At 67.0% G+C, this 21,471-nt stretch carries 22 protein-coding genes; 14 read left to right on the top strand and 8 right to left on the bottom strand.

Annotation, left to right across the window (positions count from 1 at the left end; translation table 11 throughout):
* Nucleotides 1-47: 47 nt before the first annotated feature.
* Entirely contained in the window at nucleotides 48-2,048 is a 2,001-nt protein-coding gene (locus tag PV772_RS21650) for an acyl-CoA dehydrogenase family protein (protein ID WP_347887524.1), read from the bottom strand.
* A gap of 61 nt (nucleotides 2,049-2,109) precedes the next feature.
* On the bottom strand, nucleotides 2,110-2,412 hold the full coding sequence (locus PV772_RS21645; RefSeq protein ID WP_347887523.1) for a hypothetical protein: 303 nt from the start codon (nucleotides 2,410-2,412) through the stop codon (nucleotides 2,110-2,112).
* Nucleotides 2,413-2,681: 269 nt separating this feature from the next.
* Between PV772_RS21645 and PV772_RS21640 the strand changes: the two genes are divergently transcribed.
* The 3 genes from PV772_RS21640 to PV772_RS21630 are packed head-to-tail and all read left to right on the top strand — an operon-like array spanning nucleotide 2,682 to nucleotide 8,381.
* On the top strand, nucleotides 2,682-4,139 hold the full coding sequence (locus PV772_RS21640; RefSeq protein WP_347887522.1) for a DUF3375 family protein: 1,458 nt from the start codon (nucleotides 2,682-2,684) through the stop codon (nucleotides 4,137-4,139).
* Entirely contained in the window at nucleotides 4,132-4,920 is a 789-nt protein-coding gene (locus tag PV772_RS21635; protein WP_347887521.1) for a DUF4194 domain-containing protein, read from the top strand. The genes PV772_RS21640 and PV772_RS21635 overlap by 8 nt, the downstream gene beginning before the upstream one ends.
* Nucleotides 4,917-8,381, top strand: coding sequence for an ATP-binding protein (locus PV772_RS21630; protein ID WP_347887520.1), 3,465 nt, complete (start codon nucleotides 4,917-4,919; stop codon nucleotides 8,379-8,381). The genes PV772_RS21635 and PV772_RS21630 overlap by 4 nt, the downstream gene beginning before the upstream one ends.
* Nucleotides 8,382-8,452: 71 nt before the next feature.
* Here PV772_RS21630 and PV772_RS21625 read toward each other — a convergent pair whose 3' ends face one another.
* Nucleotides 8,453-8,947, bottom strand: a complete 495-nt coding sequence (locus PV772_RS21625; RefSeq protein ID WP_347887519.1) for an FBP domain-containing protein — start codon at nucleotides 8,945-8,947, stop codon at nucleotides 8,453-8,455.
* 357 nt (nucleotides 8,948-9,304) lie between these two features.
* On the opposite strand from PV772_RS21625, the gene PV772_RS21620 reads away from it, so the two are divergent.
* From PV772_RS21620 to PV772_RS21595, 6 genes are all read left to right on the top strand, one after another.
* A complete protein-coding gene (locus tag PV772_RS21620; protein WP_347887518.1) occupies nucleotides 9,305-10,393 on the top strand; it encodes an iron-siderophore ABC transporter substrate-binding protein in 1,089 nt (362 codons plus the stop codon).
* 10 nt (nucleotides 10,394-10,403) lie between these two features.
* Nucleotides 10,404-11,486 carry an iron chelate uptake ABC transporter family permease subunit gene (locus PV772_RS21615; protein WP_347887517.1) on the top strand — a complete coding sequence of 361 codons (1,083 nt, stop codon included), beginning with the start codon at nucleotides 10,404-10,406 and terminating at the stop codon, nucleotides 11,484-11,486.
* Nucleotides 11,487-11,542: 56 nt separating this feature from the next.
* Complete coding sequence (locus tag PV772_RS21610; RefSeq protein ID WP_347887532.1) at nucleotides 11,543-12,580, top strand: iron chelate uptake ABC transporter family permease subunit; 1,038 nt, start codon at nucleotides 11,543-11,545, stop codon at nucleotides 12,578-12,580.
* 1 nt (nucleotide 12,581) lies between these two features.
* The gene (locus PV772_RS21605) at nucleotides 12,582-13,397 is read left to right on the top strand and encodes an ABC transporter ATP-binding protein (RefSeq protein ID WP_141182722.1); all 816 of its coding nucleotides are present in this window, start codon (nucleotides 12,582-12,584) and stop codon (nucleotides 13,395-13,397) included.
* Nucleotides 13,394-14,449, top strand: a complete 1,056-nt coding sequence (locus tag PV772_RS21600; protein WP_347887516.1) for a siderophore-interacting protein — start codon at nucleotides 13,394-13,396, stop codon at nucleotides 14,447-14,449. The genes PV772_RS21605 and PV772_RS21600 overlap by 4 nt, the downstream gene beginning before the upstream one ends.
* A 167-nt stretch (nucleotides 14,450-14,616) precedes the next feature.
* On the top strand, nucleotides 14,617-15,480 hold the full coding sequence (locus tag PV772_RS21595; RefSeq protein WP_347887515.1) for an SGNH/GDSL hydrolase family protein: 864 nt from the start codon (nucleotides 14,617-14,619) through the stop codon (nucleotides 15,478-15,480).
* Here PV772_RS21595 and PV772_RS21590 read toward each other — a convergent pair.
* Complete coding sequence (locus tag PV772_RS21590) at nucleotides 15,477-15,782, bottom strand: YciI family protein (RefSeq protein WP_347887514.1); 306 nt, start codon at nucleotides 15,780-15,782, stop codon at nucleotides 15,477-15,479. The two genes, PV772_RS21595 and PV772_RS21590, sit on opposite strands and share 4 nt — an antisense overlap.
* A gap of 59 nt (nucleotides 15,783-15,841) precedes the next feature.
* Here PV772_RS21590 and PV772_RS21585 point away from each other — a divergent pair, with 59 nt between their 5' ends.
* Nucleotides 15,842-16,327, top strand: coding sequence for a MarR family transcriptional regulator (locus PV772_RS21585; RefSeq protein WP_141158997.1), 486 nt, complete (start codon nucleotides 15,842-15,844; stop codon nucleotides 16,325-16,327).
* 42 nt (nucleotides 16,328-16,369) lie between these two features.
* Complete coding sequence (locus PV772_RS21580) at nucleotides 16,370-17,131, top strand: SGNH/GDSL hydrolase family protein (protein WP_347887513.1); 762 nt, start codon at nucleotides 16,370-16,372, stop codon at nucleotides 17,129-17,131.
* A gap of 11 nt (nucleotides 17,132-17,142) precedes the next feature.
* Here PV772_RS21580 and PV772_RS21575 read toward each other — a convergent pair whose 3' ends face one another.
* The 3 genes from PV772_RS21575 to PV772_RS21565 are packed head-to-tail and all read right to left on the bottom strand — an operon-like array spanning nucleotide 17,143 to nucleotide 19,953.
* On the bottom strand, nucleotides 17,143-17,973 hold the full coding sequence (locus PV772_RS21575) for an FAD:protein FMN transferase (RefSeq protein ID WP_347887512.1): 831 nt from the start codon (nucleotides 17,971-17,973) through the stop codon (nucleotides 17,143-17,145).
* Nucleotides 17,957-18,490, bottom strand: coding sequence for an FMN-binding protein (locus PV772_RS21570; RefSeq protein WP_307362494.1), 534 nt, complete (start codon nucleotides 18,488-18,490; stop codon nucleotides 17,957-17,959). Before PV772_RS21570 ends, PV772_RS21575 begins: the two co-directional genes overlap by 17 nt.
* Nucleotides 18,487-19,953 (bottom strand): ferredoxin reductase family protein, encoded by a 1,467-nt coding sequence (locus PV772_RS21565; RefSeq protein ID WP_347887511.1) that lies wholly within the window; start codon nucleotides 19,951-19,953, stop codon nucleotides 18,487-18,489. The genes PV772_RS21570 and PV772_RS21565 overlap by 4 nt, the downstream gene beginning before the upstream one ends.
* A 314-nt stretch (nucleotides 19,954-20,267) precedes the next feature.
* Between PV772_RS21565 and rpmB the strand changes: the two genes are divergently transcribed.
* From rpmB to rpsN, 3 genes are read left to right on the top strand one after another with little or no spacing between them, the layout of a single operon-like run.
* Entirely contained in the window at nucleotides 20,268-20,504 is a 237-nt protein-coding gene (gene rpmB, locus PV772_RS21560; RefSeq protein ID WP_018763944.1) for a 50S ribosomal protein L28, read from the top strand.
* Nucleotides 20,504-20,671: a 50S ribosomal protein L33 gene (gene rpmG / locus PV772_RS21555; RefSeq protein ID WP_013602737.1), complete on the top strand. Its 168-nt coding sequence runs from the start codon at nucleotides 20,504-20,506 to the stop codon at nucleotides 20,669-20,671. Before rpmB ends, rpmG begins: the two co-directional genes overlap by 1 nt.
* A gap of 2 nt (nucleotides 20,672-20,673) precedes the next feature.
* Nucleotides 20,674-20,979: a 30S ribosomal protein S14 gene (gene rpsN / locus PV772_RS21550; protein WP_141159002.1), complete on the top strand. Its 306-nt coding sequence runs from the start codon at nucleotides 20,674-20,676 to the stop codon at nucleotides 20,977-20,979.
* A gap of 286 nt (nucleotides 20,980-21,265) precedes the next feature.
* Here the strand turns inward: rpsN and PV772_RS21545 are convergent.
* The coding region (locus tag PV772_RS21545) for a hypothetical protein (RefSeq protein WP_347887510.1) at nucleotides 21,266-21,471 on the bottom strand (206 nt) is incomplete at its 5' end.

The following is a 21,471-nucleotide window of genomic DNA, read 5'->3' as shown; positions in this document are numbered from 1 at the left end:
CGCCCCGGGCGATAGCAAGCGTGCTTACTATTTTGTGACCTGCGGTTTTACCGGTATCTCCGGTGCAGGTCCTCCTTGGTTGATGCGCCGGGCGAGGCATCGGCGATCCACGGGCCGGTGCCCTCGGACTGGTCCAGGACCCCCGCCTCCAGCCACTCATAGTCACCGGCGAGGACTTTGCGCGTCAGGGCCTGGTCGGCGTCGTCCGTGTTCCGCCACAGCTGGTCGAAATATTCGTCCACCCGCACCCTCGCCTGCTCACAGTAGGCGTCGGCGAGCTCGTAGGCGCTGGCTGCCTTGCCGGGGGAGGTCTTCAGGAGCATTTCGGCGCGGGAACAGCATGCGGTCATAGCGAAGAGTTCCGCGCCGATGTCCACCACCCGGCCGAGGAAAGCCTGCTTGCGCTCGAGTTTGGCCTGCCACCGGCCCATGCCGTAAAACGTCTGGCGCGCGAGCCTCCGTGACGACCGCTCCACGAACCGAAGGTGCTTGGCCAGCCGGCCGAACTCACCGTAGGACCGCGGGTCCATGCCCGCCCCCGCCACCAGCTTGGGCAGCCACTTGGCGTAGAAGCCGGAAGCGCCGACGGCGGCCTTTGCTTTGTCGGCCAGGCTCGCATCTAGGGAAGCGAGATCGCCCGCGGCGGCAAGGTGCGCGTCCACCGCTTCCCGTGCAATCAGCAGCCGCATGATTTCCGAGGAACCCTCGAAGATCCGGTTGATGCGGAGGTCCCGAAGCTGCTGCTCGGCCGGCACCGCGCGTTCCCCGCGGGCGGCCAGCGACTCCGCCGTTTCAAACCCGCGGCCGCCCCGGATCTGGACCAGTTCATCGGCTATCCGGCAGCTGATTTCCGTGGCCCAAAGTTTTGCGAGCGCGGCCTCGATGCGGACATCCTTCTGCCCCGCATCGGCGAGTTCCGCGGACAGCTCAAACACGGCGTCCAGCGCAAAGGCCGAGGCGGCGATGAAGGCAATCTTCTTGCCCACGGCCTCGTGTTCGCCCACTGGCCTGCCCCACTGCGTGCGGGCATTCGACCACTCGCGGGCAATCTTCAGGCTCCACCGTCCCGATGCCACGCACAGCGCGGGCAGGGCCAGGCGGCCGGTGTTGAGCGTGGTCAGTGCGATCTTCAGGCCCTGGCCCTCGCGCCCCAGCCGGTTGGCCGCGGGCACCCGTACCTGGTGGAAGCGGGTCACCCCGTTCTCTATCCCGCGCAGGCCCATGAAGGCGTTGCGGTTTTCCACCGTGATCCCCGGCGAGTCCATTTCCACCACGAACGCGCTGATGCCGCCCTTGTGCCTGGTGCCGTCCTGACCGGTGTGCGCCGGAACCACCGCCATGACCACCACCAGCTCGGCGATCACCCCGTTGGTGGTCCACAGTTTCACGCCGTCCAAAAGGTACGCTTCGCCGTCGTCCGTGGGCGTTGCCGTGCTGCCCAGCCGGGCGGGGTCGCTGCCCACGTCCGGTTCGGTGAGGAGGAAGGCAGTGACGGCGCCGCCGGCACACCTCGGCAGGTACTCGCGCTTCTGTTCGGGCGTCCCGAAGACCTTGACGGGCTCGGGGACGCCGATTGACTGGTGGGCGGAAATCAGGGCGCCCAGGCTGGGGTGCACGCTGCCCAGCAGGGCAAGGGCACGTCCGTAGTACACCAGCGAGAGGCCCAGGCCCCCGTATTCCTCCGGGATCTTCATGCCAAAGACGCCCAGGTCCGCCAGGTCCTTGATGTATTCGTCCGGAATCTTCGCGTCCCGCTCGATAACGCGCCCGGACATGGTCCGGGCGAAGTCGGTCAGGCGGGCCATGAACTCCTCGCCCCTTTGGACGGAGGCTGGGTCCGCGGCCGGCCACGGGTGGACCAGGTCCAGATCAAAACTGCCCAGGTAGAGGCCTTTGGCGAAGCTGGGACGGTCCCATCCTGACTCCCGGGCGGCCTCGGCGACGGCGCGGGCATCTTCTGCGGTGGCACCGGCGCCGATGTTGCCGGCGGGGACGGGGGTTTCTTCAGCCGGGGCGTCTTTGGCCTGGCTGTCAGTTGCGGAGGTCATGGGTTATCTCCTTGGCCGGATTGGCCGGTGTAGCCATGGATCCGCCGGGTTGGAGAACCCTTCAGCTGTCCCTCAAGATTACCCGCGGGTAGGTTCCGGTGCTAGGGGTCGGCTGGCCCTGGAAGTCCCCCGGAAGCTCGACGGCGGAAGCGCGGTGGACCAGCCTGTCCCACCCTGAATTGATCCCGTGGACCACCGCCATGAGCGTATTGACAATAACCATCCAGGTGAGTTTGCCCGCGCCCAGCACCACCAGGGCCACCAGCCCCGCCGTCAGGACGAATCCGGCCAGGACTGCGCCGAACACCAGTGTCCCGATGAAGACCAAGGTGGCCGTTTCCACGGAGCTTAGATCGAACTGCATGTATCCCCCTGCTGCGACATTGCTTGCGAAAGACTGCTGTATTGAAGACCGGTAGCAGAAGCGTAGGTGGACGGCTGTGGGCGCAGCCAGACCCGGCGCGGACGGCGGCACCTGTTGATACGGGATCGAAACACTACCCACAGGTAGGTCACGAAGCGGTCGCGGCGCCCTGCGTTAACCTTGTAGTTGGCAGTTTTCCGGTCCGGCCATGTCGGACCGCCCCTGCCCGGCCCCGGAACAGTCCACAGCCAACAGCCCAAGGAGAGTGTGTGCCCCGCTCAGCCAGGTCATCCGCTGACGCCATCAGCGCCCGGCTCCGGGACCTCGAACTCCTCACCAAGGGTCCTGCGTGGGCCCTGACCCGTTCTGCGCCCTGGGTCATTGCGGTGCTTCAGGCCTCCTTTACCCGCACCCGGCCGCAGGTGCCGCTCGAGGAATTCCATGCCGACGTCGACACCTTCCTTGAAGAGCTCCGGCGCCAGGATCCCGGACTGGGGGGAGGGGCCAACGGCAAGGCCTTTGGTGATGAATGGACGCGGCGGCAGTTCCTGACCCGCCGGAACCAGTCAGGCCAGATCGTGTATGAGGCAACGGAGCCGGCCGCGCGCGTGCTCGCCTTCCTGGACAGCCTCTCCAGCGAGCGGTCCACCCTGAACGGTTCCCGCCTGGGCACGCTGCTGGGTGACGTGGAGAAGCTCGCCAACGAGACCAACCCGGACCAGAGTGCCCGGTTGGAAGCCCTTGAAGGGGAAATCGAAGAGCGGCAGCAGCTCATCCAGGACATCAGCACCGGCGAGTTCGACGGCCTGCTCGACGACGATGACGCCGTGGAAGCCGCGGGGAACATCCTGGACCTGGCAGCCAGCCTGCCAGCGGACTACAAGAAGATGCGTGACCGGATCGAGGAACTGGTGGGCGGGCTCCGCAACCAGATCATCGAGGAGTCCCTGACCAAGGGTGCCACCATGGCCCAGGTCCTGGAAGCCGATAAACGGCTGCGCCAAAGCCCCGAAGGCAGGACCTTCCGGTCCTTCACCGCCTTCCTTGAGGACCCGCAGCAGCAGCTTCGCTTCCGGTCGGCGATCGGCGAGGTCCTGAGCCGCCAGTTCGCCGACGACCTCTCGCCTGATGACCGGGAAACACTCAAGAACCTGGTGGCTGAACTCCGCCAGCAGCACAGCCAGATCCAGCGCATCTACGGCAAACTCAGCGAAAGCCTCAACACGTACGTCCAAAGCGACGACTTCCGCCAGTCGGTCAGGCTGCGCCAGGTCCTGCGCCAAGCGGAGCAGGCCATCCGGTCCCTGCCCTACGAGCGGGAACGTCCAGGGCTGGTCCCCGGGCCGGTCCTTTACAACGCAGGCTTTGAGTCCCTGTCCATGGTGAAGCTGTTCGATCCTGACGAGTTCGCGGCACCGCCCCGCCTGGCCGATCCCATCGCCTTCACCGACTCGGACCGGGTGCGCTCGCCGAGGACCGGCAAGGCCAAACCGGCGGCGGTCCGGGCGGCCATGGCCGGGGCCGCAACCCTGGCCGACGCCTGGCACCAGCTGCCGCCCGAAGAGCAGCACATCAACTCCATCCGCGCCCTGTTGTCGGAGGCCCTCCATGCCGGGGCGGACTTCAACCGCGGTGCCTGGGATGGCCTGGACTTCGAACAAATAGACGGCTCCTCCCGCAAGGCCTACCTGCCGGTGGTCACGCTCGCAAAGGATTCAGATGACTGAGGTTACGCACGCACAGGACTCAGCGCCCGACGCCTCTCCCGGGGCGGCATCGGGCGTTGAGCACACTTTCGCAGTCTCCCCCCGCGATACCTTCGTTGACGGCGCGGCCTTGTTCCCCGGGGACACGGGCGTCCTGTCCATGAAGGTGCGGCAGGCCCTGGTGAAGCTCCTCAAGGGCCCTTACATTGACGGTGGCCGGGACGAAAAGCTCTGGACTGTGCTGCTGGACAACCAGGTGATCCTGCGCAGCCGCCTTTCCGAGCTGTTCCTGGCCCTGCAGCTGGACCATGAGCGGAAGATCGCCGTCCTGCGTCCCGTGGATCCGGAAGTGATCGGCGGCCATACCCGGTCCAGCATCCTGCGCCAGCAGCGCGCCCTCAGCCGGGTGGAAACCATCGTGCTCCTCCGGCTGCGCCTGCTGCTGGACCGGCACGTCACTGCCCAGACGGACCCCACCATCACCCGCGAGGAGATCACGGACCTGGTGGCGCACTACCAGCCCGCCGGGCAGCAGGACGCCCTGCGCGACTCGGACGTTGTCACCCGCGCCATCACCAAGCTCCTGGCCCGCCAGCTCCTGCTCCCTACTGGACTGGACGACGTCTACACCATCTCCAATGCCCTGCCCCTGGCCCTCCCGTTCGAAAACATCGGCGACATCCCGGCCCACATCGAAGCCCTCGTGGCGGCATCGGCAGACCAGTCAGGAACAGAACCGCTCCTGGATCTTGACGGCGACGTGGAGACGAACGGAACCACGTCCGAGGAGGATGACCAGTGACCATCGCAAGCATGCTCCCGCTGGGGGATGTGACCAACCCGGGGCAGATGCGGCTTGCCCTGGTGCAGGTGGTCAACTGGGGGACGTTCCATGGGGCGCACACCATGCACGTGGACCGGAACGGCACCCTGCTGACGGGCAACTCCGGCGTGGGCAAGTCCACGCTGTTCGATGCCATGCTGCGGGTGTTCGATGCCCGGCCGAGGTCCAACGAGGCCGCCGCCCAGCGCTCCGGCGGTGCGGTGGAGGACAAGCGGACCACTTTCACGTACATGCGCGGCAAGGTGGGGGACAAGGCCGTGGGGGAGGGCTCGGCGAGTGCTTTCCAGCGCCCGGGTGCCACCTGGTCCGCCGTCGCCCTGACGTTCGATAACGCCGCCGGCACGCGGGTGACGGTGTCGGCGCTGTTCGACCTGCCGAAGAACGGCACCGAGTCCAGCGTGGGCCGGTTCTACCTGATCGACAACGTGCCGCTGGACCTGGAGGCGGTGGAGGGCATCGCGGACAAGCGCTTCACCAAGGGCGCCCTGGAGGCGCTCTTCCCGCACGCCCAGGTTTTCGACGTGCACAAGGCATTCGCGGAGCGGTTCCGGCGCCTCCTGGGGATCAGCTCGGACCAGGCGCTGCCCCTGCTGCGCGTCATCCAGGCAGGAAAGGGGCTGGGCGGCAGCGTCAACACCTTCTTCCGCGACCAGGTCCTTGACGCGCCGGCAACGCTGGCCGCCGCGGACGATGTAGTGGAGGAGTTCAGCAACCTGATGTCCATCCGCCAGCGGCTGGAAGACGTCCGGCAGCAGCGGGACCAGCTGGCGCCGGTTCCTGCCCTGAACCGGGAGTACGCGCAGTCGCTGCTGGACGCCAACCGGCTCCGGGAGCTTGTAGGCGGGGAATTCGAGGCGTACAAGCAGCAGCTCGCCGTCACGGTGCACCAGAAGACGCTGGTCCGTTTCCGCGAACTGGCGCAGGCAAAGGCCAAGGAGCTGGGTGCCGAGCGTGCAGTCAGGGACGGTTTTGCCAAGGACTTGCGGGAGCTGGAGGCCGACTACAACAACCAGGGCGGCAACGCGATTTCCGCGATCGAGCAGTCCCTCGAGAACGCCCGGGTTGGCCTGAAGCTCCGCCAACAGGTGGAGCAGGCAGCCCAGCAGGCACTGGCCGACGCCGGCCTGCAACTTGAGCGGAGCGCCACCGGCTGGGAGCAGGCGCACGAGCAGGCGGCGGCCCGGTCGGCCGAGCTGAAGGATGATTCCCAGGCCCTGCAGGAGCTCAGGTTCGAGGCCTTCGATGCGCACGCTGCCCGGAAACGCGAACTGGCGGCGGCTGAGCAGGAACTTGTCTCACTGAAAACGCGCAAATCCCTGCTGCCGCCGTCGAGCATTGAAAACCGCGCCGCGATTGCCGCCGCCACCGGCATCCCCGAGGACCGCATGCCCTTCGCCGGTGAGCTTATGGACCTCGCTGAGGGTGAGGAACGGTGGCGCCCAGCTGCCGAGCGCGCGCTCCGCAACCTGGCCACCACCCTGCTGGTTCCCGGCGAGCACTTCGGCGCCGTGACCCGGTACCTCAATGGCCACAACGTCCGCGGCGCGCTGCGGGCAGTGGATGTCTCCAAGCCGCTCGCCGGCGGCGCGCTCGCCGTGGAGGACGCGCGCGACGGCGACCTCCTCACCAAGCTGGACATCCTCGCCTCGGGTGCGGCTGCTGAGGCGGGTGAATGGGTCCGCGAGCGGATCGCCCTGGACTTCGCGTACCCCTGCGTGGAGGACCCTGATGAACTGGCCGCCCTGGACAAGGGCCTGAGCCTGGGCGGCGTGGTCAAGCGGAACCGGCACACGGTGGAGAAGGACGACCGGTTCACCAGCCGCCAGGATTACGTCCTGGGTTTCGACAACGCGGCCAAGCTGGAGCTCGTGGCCGGGCAGGTGGAGGACCTCCGGCAGGAAGTGGCCAAGGCCGCAGAACTGGCCCAAAGCCGCGAGGACTCGCACCAGGGCATGAGCCGGCAGCTTGACGCCCTGCGCCGGATCGCCGAGGACGACCGCCCCTGGGAACAGGTGTCTGCCGCGGTTGCCGCCGATGAGCTGGCGCGGATCGAGCAGCGGCTCAAGGACGCCCTTGCTGCCCAAGCGGACCTGGAGCCGCTCCGCGCCACCATCGAGGAAGTCCGGCACAAGCACCAATCCAGCACCGAGTCCGCCGCCGTCCTGCAAAGCGAATACAAGGCACTCGACCGCCAGCTGACGGCCGCCGACACCCTGCTGGAAGCCGCGCGCGACCGCCTGGCCCAGGGGCCGCCGTCGGACGCCACCGCCAAGGCCCTGGAACCCTACTTCGCCGACTTCGGCGACATCACGGAAATGCACGAGCTGGACAACCTGGCCAACCGGGTCCGGACCGCGCTGCTGGGTGAACTGCACTCCGCGGAGTCGCGTGGACAGGCGACGGCCGAGCGGCTGACCCGCATTTTCGAAGGCTTTGTGCGCGAGTGGGGCAGCGCCATCTCGGCCGACCACGGCACCAGCATCGGCGCGGCCGGCGAGTTCGAGGCGCGCTACCACGCGATCGTGAACGACGGCCTGCCCGCGCAGGAGGCGGAGTTCCGGCAATTCTTCAACCAGCGCACGCACGAGTCCTTCAGTACGCTGCTGCACCTGCTGGACGAGGAACGCCGCTCCATCACCAGCCGCATCCTGCCCCTTAACGGCATCCTCTCGCAGGTGAACTTCCACGAGGGCAGCTACCTGGAACTGGACATCAAGCAGACGCTGCCATCCACGGCAAAGCAGTTCAAGGACGCCATCCAGAACGCCCTGAAGGCCCGCCACACGCGGCCGGTGAAGTCCGAGGCCGGCCGGGCGGAAGGTTCCGGCGCCGAGGGGGACGACGACGGCGAGCTTACCGCCCGCTACAAGTCCCTGGAAACCCTGGTCAAGCGGCTCGGTTCCCAGGCGCCCGAGGACCGGCGCTGGCGTGCCGAGGTGCTGGACGTGCGCGGGCACTTGTTCATCCAGTGCAAGGAGCACCGGGAAGTCACCGGTCCGCGGGGCGGCAAGAAGACCGAAGTGTTCATGCACGCCGACACCGGCTCCATGTCCGGCGGCGAGCGCCAGCGGTTCACGGCGTTCATCATGGCCGCGGCCCTGAGCTACCAGCTGGGCATCGCCGAGCAGGGCTTCACCACCTACGGCACCGTGATGATGGACGAGGCTTTTGTGCTCGCCTCGGAGGAGTTCGCCGGCGCCGGAATCAAGGCGCTGCACGAGTTCGGCTTCCAGCTGCTGCTCGCGGCTCCGGAGAACGTGATCGACCTGTCCCGCCACCTGGGCTCGGTCACGGAGATCCTCCGCGACCGGCGCACCAACCGCTCCGGGGTCCTCACCGCGCCGGTGATCCGTCCCCGCGCCGGCGAGGAGGGCGCCTGGCGGTCGGAGGCGAACCCGGTGGATATCGTCCTGCGCTAACCGGCAGGCAGGAAGCCCCAATCACGGCCGTGAACGGGGCTTCCCCCTGCCCGCGGGCTTCGCCTGACGTTCTATGTGCCCTGAACGCGCCCAAGGAACTGCGCCGTGCGGTCCTGCAGCCCCTGGATCTGGCGTTCCACCACAGCGGCGGGATCAGGATTGATCTCATTGGCAGGCGGCTCCCTGCGGACGTTGCCACAGCACACGAAGTCGGCGCAGATCAGGGTACCGACGGTATTGCCGTTCCGCCCGGACTGGCCCGCCCGCTTGGCGACCCAGAGCAGGACGTCCTCCTTGGACAGCACATCCCGGCAGAGCTCACACAGCACCGACCGGTTCTTTTTGGCACCTCCCTCGGGTGCCCGGAGCATGATCCCGGTGAGGCCCTTTTGTCCCGGAACCACCAGGTAACCGCGCAGCGGCATCTTCTCGTCCCGCCAGCCCAGGAACTCCAGGCGGTCCCAGTCGAGGGAGTCGAAGTTTTTGGGCAGTGTGAGCTTTGCGGCTTCCGAGCGGCTGGCATTGACGAAGGATGAACGAATTTGCTGGGGCGTGACTGATTGCATGGCTGGACTTTCGTGAAGGGTGGGCGGCCCGGAGCTGGGCCAGGAGGTAACGGGGGAGTCAGCCAGTCTCCGCGGTGCAGGCCAAAGCGGCCACCCCGCTCTCCACGGCAGCGGCGGCCCAGTTGGCCCTCTGCGTGCGCATCGTTCCCGTTGTCCTTTTCCTGTCCAGCCGTGCGGCGTCTCTGAGTCCGGACCGGCAAGGGCCATCCTGCCAAATTGAGAGTCGGCTGTCCAAGGAACGCGGATGGAGTGTGGCCTTCGTCACCTTCCTGTATTAGGTGACGAAAGTGTGGCGTAATGGCGATTTACATAGGTTAGCCTTACTTAAGTTTCCATCAGCCTGATCCAAGGAGCCCCGTGACGTTCCCCCTCTTGCCCGGCCCTTCGCCCACCCGCCGCATGCTGTTCTCCTCGGCCGGCAAAGCTGCCGCCGTGCTGGCTGCGGCGACCCTCACGCTGTCTGCGTGCAGCACGGGTCCTGCCACCACCGTTGCCGATGCAGGCAGTTCCAGCAACAGCACCGCGTTCCCGGTCACCATCGATCACGTGTACGGCAGCACCACCATCGAGAAGCAGCCCACCCGCGTTGCCACCGTGTCGTGGGTGAACGATGACGTCGCCATCGCACTCGGGGTGGTCCCCGTGGGCCTCCCCAGGAACGAGTGGGGCGGCAATGGCAAGGGCTCCACCCCCTGGAAGGACGCAGCGCTCGACAAGCTGGGCGCCGGGTTCGGTTCGGCCAAGGCTCCCGCCCAGTACTCGGAGGCCGACGGGGTCAACTTCACCGAGATTGCCAAGCTCAGCCCGGACGTCATCCTCGCCGCCTATTCGGGCCTCACGGCGGAGGACTACAAGAAACTCAGCGAAATCGCCCCCGTGGTGGCCCACCCGGACGTCGCCTACGGAACCTCCTGGCAGGACGCCACCACCATCATCGGCAAGGCCCTGGGCAAGGAGGCCGAAGCTTCCAAACTGGTTTCCGACACCGAATCGACCGTCAAGGACAAGGTGGCCCGGTTCCCGCAGATCCAGGGCAAGAGCTTTATTTACGGCAACCTGGAGCCCGCCAAGGGCGACGGCGTGAACGTCTACACCGCCAACGACAACCGCCCCCGCTTCCTTAGTGAAATCGGCATGACCCTGGCCCCGGTGGTGGCGGAGAACTCCAAGGGCTCCAAGGAGTTCTACATTCCGTGGTCCGCCGAAAAGGCCAACGAACTGCAGTCAGACATCTTCGTCACCTGGGTTCCGGATGCCTCAACCACCGACGCGATCAAGGCGGACCCGCTCCTGGGCCAGATCCCGGCCATCAAGAACGGCGCCCTGGTGGCCGATTCCGACAACACGCTGACCCTGTCCATCTCGGCATCATCACCCCTGAGCCTCCCGTGGTCCCTGGACGCGTTCCTCCCGCAGCTGGCCACGGCAGCGGACGCAGTGAAGTAGGCGCACCTCCATGAGTACGAGGACGGCGCTTCCGGCGGCGGGCAACGGCACCCAGGCGCCGGCCACGGCAGCCCCCGGCACCCTCCGGGGTGATCCTCGGGGAAGGGAACGGGCCGCCTGGCTGCTGGCCGCCGTCGTCGTGCTGGTGCTCCTCGCCGGCACATCGCTGGCAGTGGGCGCCCGTGACGTTCCCCTCGGCACCGTGTGGCAGGCACTCACGGCGTTCGATCCCCTGAACGGGGACCACGCCGTGGTGCACGCCCGCATCCCGCGGACCGTCCTGGGCCTGCTGGCCGGCGGCGCGCTGGGCCTGGCCGGTGCAGCGATGCAGGGTGTTGCCCGGAATCCGCTGGCCGATCCCGGCATCATCGGAGTCAACGCCGGGGCAGCGCTGGCGGTAGTCGCCGGAATCTACCTGTTCGGCGTCACCACCTTCACCGGCTACATCTGGTTCGCGTTCACGGGGGCCGCCGCGGCCGCCATCGTGGTGTACCTCATCGCCTCGCTGGGCCGGGAGGGTGCAACGCCGGTGAAGCTCGCGCTGGCCGGAGCAGCTTTGAGCGCCGGACTGTCTTCGCTCATCAACGTCATCCTGGTCTCCAGCCAGGACACCCTTGACCGGTTCCGCTTCTGGCAGGTGGGCGGCATCGCGGGCCGTGACTGGTCGGTGCTGCTGCCCGGACTGCCGTTCGTGGCGGCCGGTGCGCTGGTGGTGCTGCTGGCCGGGCGGACCCTCAACAGCCTTGCCTTGGGGGACGACGTTGCCCGCGGACTGGGCCAACGCGTGGGGCTGTCCCGCGCCGTGGTGGCCCTGGGTGTGGTCCTGCTGTGCGGCACGGCCACCGCGCTGGCGGGGCCCATCGGGTTCGTGGGCCTGGTGGTGCCGCACGCCGTCCGCTTCCTCGCCGGCCCGGACTACCGCTGGATCCTGCCGTTATCCCTGGTGGCCGCCCCGGCGCTGCTGCTGGGTGCGGACATCGTTGGCCGGGTGGTGCTGCTTCCCGGTGAGATCCCCGCGGGCATCATGACCGCCCTGATCGGCGCCCCCGTGTTCGTATGGCTGGTCCGCCGCGGGAAAGGAGCCGGGCTATGAGCTGTGCTGCCCTATCAGATATGGCTGCCAAAACCGGTCCTAAAGGACCAAAAGTGATGGAGCAACGTGGGGGACGGGGGCGACTGGACCGGACCGCGGTGCTGGCCGCCGCCGTCGTGATCCTGTTTCTTGCGTCCGTCCTGCTGGGCAGCTACACGGTGACCGTCCCGGATTTCTTCACCATCGTCGGCAACCACCTCACCGGCGGCCCGAAGATTCCCGGCGCCAGCTTCATCGTGATGGAGAACAAGCTTCCGCGCGCCGTCGTCGGCACCCTGGTCGGGATCGCGTTCGGCCTGGCCGGCGCCCTTTTCCAGACCATGCTGCGGAACCCCCTCGCCAGCCCCGACGTCATCGGCATCAGCTCGGGGGCAAGCGCGGCGGCGGTTGTTGCGATCGTTGTTTTCGGCGCATCCGGTGCCGCCGTGTCCGGGGCGGCGCTCGCAGGAGCCCTTGCAGTGGCGGTCCTGATTTACGCAATTTCCCGCGGCGCCGGCCGAACCGGCAGGGGAAGCGCTGCCGGAAACCGGCTGGTCCTGGCCGGTGTGGGGACGGCGGCCGCCCTCCAGGCCGTGGTCAGCTTCCTGATGACCCGGGCCGACATCCGCACGGCCGCCGACGCCCTGGTCTGGCTGAACGGATCCCTGAACTCCGCCAACTGGGACCGCGCGGGCATCCTGTTCCTCGCGCTCGCCGCCCTGGTTCCCGCCACGGGCCTTATCGCCGGGCCGCTGCGCGTCCTGGAACTGGGGGATGACGCAGCCGCCGGCCTGGGCGTCCGGGTCAGCACCGCGCGCCTGGCACTGGTGGTTACCGCCGTGTCACTGGCAGCAGTGGCGACGGCGGCTGCCGGACCGGTCTCGTTCGTCGCCTTCCTGGCCGGTCCCATCGGCCGCCGCTTCACCCGCAAAGCCAGCCTGCCGGCGTCGGCCATGGTGGGCGCCCTGATTGTCCTGGCGGCGGACTACTTCGCCGCCAACCTGGCCCCCTTGCTGCTGGGCGGCACCGTCCTGCCGGTGGGCGTGGTCACCGGCGCGCTTGGCGCCCCGTTCCTGCTGTGGCTCCTGGTCACAGCCAACCGAAAGGATGCCTGACGTGGCAGTACTCCAAGCCAGGGACCTGACGCTCACCTACCACCAACGATGCGTGGTGGACGGGCTCAGTGTCCGGATCCCCGAAGGCATGGTCACCATGATCGTGGGTGCCAACGCCTGCGGGAAGTCGACCCTGCTGCGGGGCCTGTCGCGGCTCCTTAAACCCGCCGGGGGCACCGTGACCCTGGACGGCAAGGACATCCATTCCCGTCCGGCACGCGAACTGGCCCGCACCCTGGGCCTGCTTCCCCAGCATCCCAGCGCCCCGGACGGGATCACCGTCCGCGACCTGGTGGGCCGGGGGCGCTACCCGCACCAGGGCTTCTTCCGCAGCTGGAGTGACAAGGACGACGCCGCCGTGCAGCGCGCGCTGGAGGCCACCGGAACGGCGGGGCTCGCCGGGCGGGACGTGGATGAACTGTCCGGCGGGCAGCGGCAGCGGGCATGGATCGCCATGGCCCTTGCGCAGGAAACCGACGTCCTGCTGCTGGATGAGCCCACCACCTACCTGGACCTGGCCCACCAGGTGGAGGTCCTGGACCTGGTAACCGACCTGAACCGTAAGCGCGGCACCACGGTGGCCATCGTCCTGCACGACCTCAACCTCGCCGCACGCTACGCGGACCACGTCATCGCCATGAAGGACGGCGCCGTGGCGGCCCTGGGCTCCCCGGAGGACGTGGTGACGGAGGACCTGGTCCGCGAGGTCTTCGGCCTCGAAAGCCGCGTCATCCCGGACCCCGTCTCCGGTACTCCGCTGATTCTTCCCATCGGCCGCCACCACGCCACAGCCAACGAACTGGAGCTCGTTTCATGAAGACCCGGCAAAGCGCCTCCACCCAACAGCGGACAGCCCAGCCGATGAGCGTGGCCTTCGAGGTGGCCGTGTCCGCCGTGCAGGAGCTGAGCCCCACGTTCCGCAGGATCACTTTCGGCGGCTACCCGCTGCGTGACTTCGGCGTCCACGGCCACACCCTGGACCTCCGGGTCAAGCTCGTCATCCCGTCGCAGGACTTGGGCGGCGCACCGCTGCCGCTCCCCGTCTTCGACACCGGCCACGCCGGCTGGTACCGGGGCTGGCTGGCGATGGACCCGGCCGTGCGCGGCTCGATGCGGACCTATACGGTCCGGGAGGCGCGGCTGGATGCGGTGTACCCGGAGATCGACATCGACTTCGTGATGCACACCGACGGGCATGGGCACGCCGGGCCGGCGGCAAACTGGGCGTCCAAGGCCAAACCGGGCGACCCGCTCACCATCATCGGCCCAAACAACCGTGCCGCGCATTGCATCACCGCCGAAACCTATTCCGGCATCGAGTGGCGCCCCGGAATGGCCCAGCGCGTCCTGCTTGCCGGCGACGAAACCGCCGTCCCCGCCATCTCCGCGGTCCTGGAATCCCTCCCGTCGTACATGAGTGGCCATGCCTTCCTGGAAGTTCCGCAGGCCGGCGACTTCATGGAGCTCACCTCCCCGGCGGACATCGAAATCACCTGGCTGGCCCGCGGCACCGCCATCGGACGGTCCCGGCAGCACGGGCAACTGCTGCAGGACGCCGTGCGCAAGGCTGTCCCCGTGCCCGGCTGGGTGGGCATAACGGCAGACGACGGCGGCGCCGGGCCCGAGCCCGATGACGTCAACGTGGATGAAGACATCCTGTGGGAGACCCCGTCCCGCCTGGAAACCTCAGCCGTCAGCGGTTCGAGGAACCCGCACCTGCCCGCCGGTGCCCTGCCCTTCTATGCCTGGCTGGCAGGCGAAGCAGGGGTTATCAAGGAACTGCGGCGCTACCTGGTCCGCGACGTGGGGATCGACCGGAAACAGGTGGCGTTCATGGGGTACTGGCGGCAGGGCAAAGCCGAAGGCTAGCCAAACGCGCCATCAGATCCTGCCGGCATTTCCGGGACGCCCCATCAGATCCTGCCGGCATTTCCGGGACGCCCCATCAGATCCTGCGGCATTTCCGGGACGCCCCATCACTTACTGTTCATCCCGGCGTCGTGATTGCTTTGACTTGTCCCGCTACGTTCGTGCCTGTGCCCTTTGATTCCCTGCTTCCTGACTCCGGGCGGCGGGTGTTTGTTGCCCTTGGGGATTCCTTCACCGAGGGGGTGGGGGACCGGGATGAGCGGCTGCCCAACGGGGTGCGGGGGTGGGCCGACCGCGTGGCCGAGAAACTGGCGAAGGCGCAGCCGGGGTGGAAATACGCCAACCTGGCCATCAGGAGCAAGCGGCTGCGGCACATCGTGGACGAGCAGCTGGAACCGGCGCTGGGGATGCGGCCAACGCTGGTCACCCTCTACGCCGGAGGGAACGACATCCTGGACCTCAAAACCGACATGTCCGCGCTTATGGCGGACTATGAGCAGCTGGTGGCAGCGCTGGCAGGCACCGGGGCCACGGTGGTTCTCTTCACCGGCTTCGACGTCAAGGTCTCCGCGCTGCTGGAGCCCCTGAAGAAACGCAACACCTACTACAACCAGCGGGTGCGGAACATCGCGGAGAAATACGGGGCCGTGCTGGTGGACTACTGGTGCCTTGACGCCTTCCACGACCGGCGGATGTGGGACTCGGACCGGCTCCACATGTCCAAGGCCGGGCATAAGTACCTGGCCGGGCAGGTGCTGGACCAGCTGGGCGTGCCGCACAAGATCAAACCCAAAGACTGGGAACCACCCGCCCGGCCCAGCCTGCGCGAGTGGGAGCGGCGCCAGCGGCGCTGGGTCCATGACTGGGTCCTGCCGCTCTTCGGCCGCAAGCTCCGTGGTGTCACGCTGGGGGACACCCTCACCCCGCGCTGGCCCCAGCCGGTGAAGGTCCCGCGGAAGGGCGGGCTGAAGAAGCTCGCCGCCGGAACGTCCGACGCCGGCAGCACACCTTCGGGAAGCAGCCCGCGTTAGGGAGTGGGCTGGGGCGGGGTGTCCAGCAGGATCTCGTACCCCGGGGCCACCCGGCCGGCGTGGAACTCCATGACTTCGAAGTCGGCAACCCCGTTGGTGTAGAACGGATCCTGGGCCAGGATGGCGTCCAGGGTTTCCCGGTCAGCCTGCGACAGGAGCAGTCCACCGGTGCGCGGGATCTTGCGGCCGGCGGCGATGAACACGCCGTCGTCAAAGGCCTTCTGCAGCCAGCCGATGTGGGCGTCGTTGTGGAAATCGACGATCTCCTGGGGCACGCGGTAGGTGAGGGAGACAACATACATGGGGCAAGCCTACCGGCGCCCGGCCAGCTACTTGAAGGATCAATCGTAGAATGGTGACCATGACCGATCCCCGCTGGCTCAACGCTGACGAACGCCGTGCCTGGCTGGCGCTGGTAAGCATCAATACGCTGCTGCCTGCGGCTCTGGACACCAAGCTGCATGCGGCAGGAAAACTATCCCTCTTCGACTACACGGTCCTGGCCATGCTGTCCGAGGCTGAGGAGCGGTTCCTGCCCATGAGTGAGCTTGCCGCCCGCACCAGCGCCTCCCTGTCCCGGCTCTCACACGTCGTGACCAAGCTGCAAAAGCGCGGCTGGGTGGAGCGCCGCCCGCACCCCCACGATGCCAGGGTCACCACCGCGCATCTCACGGAGGAAGGCATGGCCACCATTGTCGGGCTGGCCCCGGCCCACGTGGAGGACGTCCGTGACCTGTTCCTTGATGCGCTGACCGAGCAGGATGTCCTGGACCTGGCACGGATCGGTGAAAAAGTGGTGGGCCGCCTGGACTCTGACCACTGGATTCTGCGCGAAACCCAGGACTGACCCCGATTGGTTGCTTCCGGCAACGGGTGGCAAACTAACCGCATGGATTTCACTTCCCGGTTCGTGGCTCTCGGCGACTCCTTCACGGAAGGGGTGGGCGACGACGACCCGGGCCGCCCCAATGGCGTCCGGGGCTGGGCAGACCGCGTGGCCGAGCAGCTCGGCGCCGCCGACCCCAATTTCGGCTACGCAAACCTGGCCATCCGCGGCCGGAAACTCCGCCAGATCCTGGCTGAACAGGTGGACGCCGCCGTCGCTCTTCGTCCCACCCTGGTGAGCATCTACGCCGGTGCCAATGACATCCTCCGCCCGCGCGTGGACATCGATGACCTGCTGGTGGAGTACAACGATGCCGTGGGGAAACTCGCTGCCACCGGCGCCACCGTGGTGATGTTCACGGGCTTCGACGCCCGGGGGTCGAAGGTGTTCGGCACCATGCGCGGCCGCACTGCCATCTACAACGAACTGGTCCGTGGGATCGCCGGGGACCACGGCGCCCTGCTGGTGGACTACTGGCGCTTCAGCGAGTACTACGACTGGGGCATGTGGGCCCACGACCGGATGCACATGTCCGCCGCCGGCCATGCGAACATGGCCAAGCGCGTGCTTGAGGTCCTCAAATATGACCATTCCATCGATGTCCCGCCCATGACGCCGGTGCCGGAACTGAGCGGGGCCGACGCCATCCGCGCCAACGCCCGGTGGTTCCGGGAGTACGCCGCGCCGTGGGTGGTCCGCCGCGTCACCGGCAAGTCTTCCGGGGACAACCTGCACCCCAAGTACCCGCAACTCACGCGGCTGTAGCGCGGGTCTCCTTATCCTGGCTGGAACGCCGGAGTAGCCAGCATGGAGCGGTCCGCGCGGATGGCCAGCACGGCTACATCCCATTGGTCCGCAACCTGGTCCAGCATCCGTGTGCCCCCGGCAACGATGGCGGTGGCAAGGATGTCGGCAGTGACAATGTCGGCGGCGGCAACGGTGACCTGGACAAACGCCCCCGCGTCCGGTGCGCCGCTTCCCACCCGCCAAATGTGTTCCCCGCGTTCGGCGGATCCTGAGGTGGCGAGGGCGTGGTGCGGGTTGTTGCCGCCGAGGGCATATCCGGTGATGAGGGTTTTGCGGTCCGCGGGATCCACTACGCCGGCTTTCCAGGGTTCGGCGCTGCCCGGACGTGGCGAGCCGCTGACCAGGACGTCTCCGCCGGCGTTCAGGCACCAGTCCCGGCGGCCCAGGGCCAGAAGTGATGTTCCCGCCTCACGGATGGCGTGGCCCTTGATGAGGCCGGAAAGGTCCAGCACCCCGTCCGGCCTTTCGGGCGTGAACGCTCCCTCCGTGCGCAACCGCCACTCATGCGCCTCGGCATATGCTTCGCGCATCTGCGCTGAGGCGTGGGGCAGCGTCAGTTCCCCACGCGCCAGGCTGCTGGCTTCCGAGTCGGGGCGGTACAGGCTGAAGGTTTCGTCAAGGTCCCGGAAAAGGCGTTCGACGACGTCGGTGGCGGCAGCGAGCTCGTCGAGCCCCGGCTGCCCTTCCGCAGGGTCGCCGACGGGCATTGTCAGTCCGATGACCGTTCCCATGCACTCAAAAGTGCGGGCCTTCAGGCTGGTGCCGGCCGTGGCGCGCAGGGAATCAGAGGTTCGCTGCATCGATGGCTGCCTGGAGTGAGGTGAGGTAGGCGTCGCTGGTGATGGTGGCCCCGCTCACCGTCTGTACATCGGCAGACTGCGCCGCCAGGACCTTGCTGCGGAGCAGAGGCGCCGCACGGTTGCTGATCTGGATCGATTTGCCGTCCGTATTGGTCAGCTGCAGCGCCGTGACATCAGTGATCTTTCCGTTCGCTACCGTGATCTGGACCTGCACGGGGCCAAACCGGGTCTGGACCGTGTTTCCCTTGTAGGTGCCGGAGCCCGTGGAACCGGACGAACTGGAGGACCCGGAGCTTGCGGACCCGGACGACCCTGTGGTGCCTGATGGGCTGGAGGACCCGGCCGACCCGGACGAACCCGTCCCCGTGGACCCGGTGCCTGATGCACCCGTGGTGCCGGTCGCCGTCGTGCTCGACGCGACGGTACTGAGGCCGCCCGCCTGGGTGCCCGTCTGCCAGCCCACCAGGAGGATCCCGGCGGAGGCCAAAGCTGCTGCGACTGTTCCGCGTATTTTCACCAGTCAAACCTTTCGTGATGGATCTGTTCCTCGGGGACGCCGGCTTTCCCGGCATCCGCTATGACGTTGGCCGCCCACGCCGACGGGCCGCAGACGTAGACGTCCGCATTCCTGATGTCCGGCACGTAGGAGGTGAGGCTGTAGCCGTTGTGCACCGAGTCCGCGGGAAGCCACGTGGACTCGCCGTGGGCGCGCGGCCCGGTGAGGTGGAAGAGCCGGACCCCGCGCGCCCGGCAGAGGTCAAGGATTTCGCTGCCCAGGTAAAGCTCCTGGTCAGTATGGCCGCGGAGCAGGACTGTGGCCTCGCCGGGCGCGAACGGGGTGGTTTCGAGCAGCGCGCGCAGTGGCGTGATGCCGATGCCGGCGCCAATCATCACCACCTTGTTCTTCGTGCGGGCTGCCGTGCTGAGCAGGCCGTAGGGGCCTTCCAGGGCCACTTTGGTGCCTTTCCGCAGCCGGAGCAGCTGGGCGGAGCCGTCGCCGAGGTTCCGCACGGTGACCCGCAGCGTCCCCTGGCCGTCCCGGCCGTTGACTACAGGCTCCGCGGACAGGCTGAACGGGTGGGGGTGCCACCACATGCCCGGAGCGAGGAAGCGCCAGATGAAGAAGCGTCCGCCGGTCCCTGCCAGCTGGTCCAGCTTCCGGCCGCGCATGACGATGTTCACCACACCTGGGGCAACCCTTTCCACCCGTGCCACGGTGAGCTGGTGCCGTGCCGTGGCCAGCACCGGCTCAAGGATCCGGAAGTACACCAGGGCACTGCCGGTGTAGATGCAAATGGCGAGCCAGTACCAGCGCTGCCAGGTCCCGGCGGCGAAGAGGCCGCCCACGCTGAACTGGTGCGGAATCGACGTTGCCACCGCGGCGTAGGTCAGCAGGTGGACCACGTACCAAAACTCGTACGGGAAGCGCCGGCGCACAGCCACCAGGGACGTCACCACGACGGCGATGAACAGGGCCACGGAGACGAACGCCAGCCACATGTCGGGGACCTGGACCCACAGGTTGATGGACTCGCTGACCGGATCCAGTCCCTCGGCCATGCCGTACCCGATGACCAGCAGGAGTCCGTGCGCCAGGAGGAGGTAGAGGGAAGGCTTGCCCAGTTTGCCGTGGAATTCCAGGGCGCGGTCATGGCCGATGGTGCGGTCGATGAACGGGATCCTCGCGGCCAGGAGCAGCATCAGCAGGACCAGGTCCATGCCCGCCAGGCCGGCCACAATTCCCGCCGCCGTGAACAGTGAGGCGGCCGAAGTGATGTTGGTGGCCCCGCCGTCGGCCAGCCACAAGGCGATGGCGGCGGCGACGGATGCCCAGGCAATGACGGTCAGGAAGTCCGTCCGCAGCATGCGCTGGCGATGCTGGCGGGCGAACCAGCCGCGGGTGGGTATCTTCGTTGGTGGTAGCTCCGGGCGGCCGGAGCTGCTTGCGGCCGGTGATGCCGGCAGGAGCTGCGTGTTCATGCATCAAACATGCGCGGGGAAGCTATGTCCCTGCTGTGAAAAGGGGCCAGCGGCTGCTGTGACCTTCATCCATGGGCCGGCGCTTATACACCCGATTGGTCTTTAATTGCGGCAACTCGTAGACTTGGTAGGCGCTAAGTGCGCGGAGCGTGCGCAATTGCTCCGGTTGCCCGGTAATTTTCTCCAGGGTGGCCGGTAGTTAGGGGCTCAAGTTGCGTGACTAACCGTTGCCCGTACATTCTGTGGGTCGCCCTTAGCTGCATGGTCCAGCAGCAGATATGCGGATCATTACTTTCAATTCTTGAGGAGAAGTCATGGCAGCACACTGCCAAGTGACCGGGGCCGAGCCGGGCTTTGGGCACAGCATTTCGCACTCGCACCGCCGCAACAAGCGTCGGTTCGATCCGAACATTCAGAAGAAGCGCTACTGGGTTCCGTCCCTGCGCCGTAACGTCACGCTGCAGGTCTCTGCACGTGGCATCAAGACCATCGACGTGCGCGGCATCGACGCAGTCGTCGCCGACATTCTGGCTCGTGGGGTGAAGCTCTAGTGGCTAAGGACAAGGACGTACGTCCGATCATCAAGCTCAAGTCGACCGCGGGAACGGGTTACACCTACGTAACCCGCAAGAACCGTCGTAACGACCCGGACCGCATGGTCCTGAAGAAGTACGACCCCAAGATCCGCCAGCACGTCGAATTCCGAGAGGAGCGCTAAACATGGCTAAGAAGTCCAAGATTGCTCGCAACGAGCAGCGCAAGGTCATCGTTGAGCGTTACGCTGCCAAGCGCCTCGAGCTGAAGAAGACCCTGGTTGACCTGAACGCAACCGACGAAGCACGCGAAGCGGCCCGCCTGGGCCTGCAGAAGCTGCCGCGCAACGCGTCCCCGATCCGTCTGCGTAACCGCGACATCATCGACGGCCGGCCTCGTGGCACCTTCCAGAAGTTCGGCATCTCCCGTGTCCGTTTCCGCGACATGGCACACAAGGGTGAACTCCCGGGCATCACCAAGTCTTCCTGGTAATCCGGTACCGCTGATTCCAGCTGCTTGAGGAGGGCCGGCAACCTTAGGGTTGCCGGCCCTTCGGCGTTTAACCCGTTACTTGTTCAGCGGCTGGGCCTGCCAGGAAACACCTGTGCGGCAGCACACACCGGCAGAATGACGACGGCGGCAAGTTGCGCAGGCGCTCCACTCCGGGTTTCGCCGCGGAATACCGGGGATTTCCGGCCCTGTGAGGGCCGGTTTGCGGTGGGCCGGGTGGGCGTGTATTGTTTTCTAAGTCGCCGCGGGGGAGACAGTGAAGAACTGTTCACCGGGTGGCCAAAACCCCCAAATCAAAGCCAGATTCTGGTTGCTCTTTAGGGCGCTGGCAATCGGTTGGGGCGGTCTTCTCTTCGATGTGGGTCCTGAAAGATGGATTTGCTTCGGGGCGGGGGATCGGGTAAGTTTGAAAAGTTGCTCCGGAGCGATCCTGAATGTTTGGTTTGGGTGGTGCCGGGTGTGTCTGTTGTTTGA

This window comes from Pseudarthrobacter sp. CC12, from assembly GCF_039907755.1.
Taxonomy (GTDB): domain Bacteria; phylum Actinomycetota; class Actinomycetes; order Actinomycetales; family Micrococcaceae; genus Arthrobacter; species Arthrobacter niigatensis.
The sequence above is the reverse complement of the archived record's forward strand: the minus strand, read 5'-3'. Positions and strand labels throughout refer to the sequence as shown.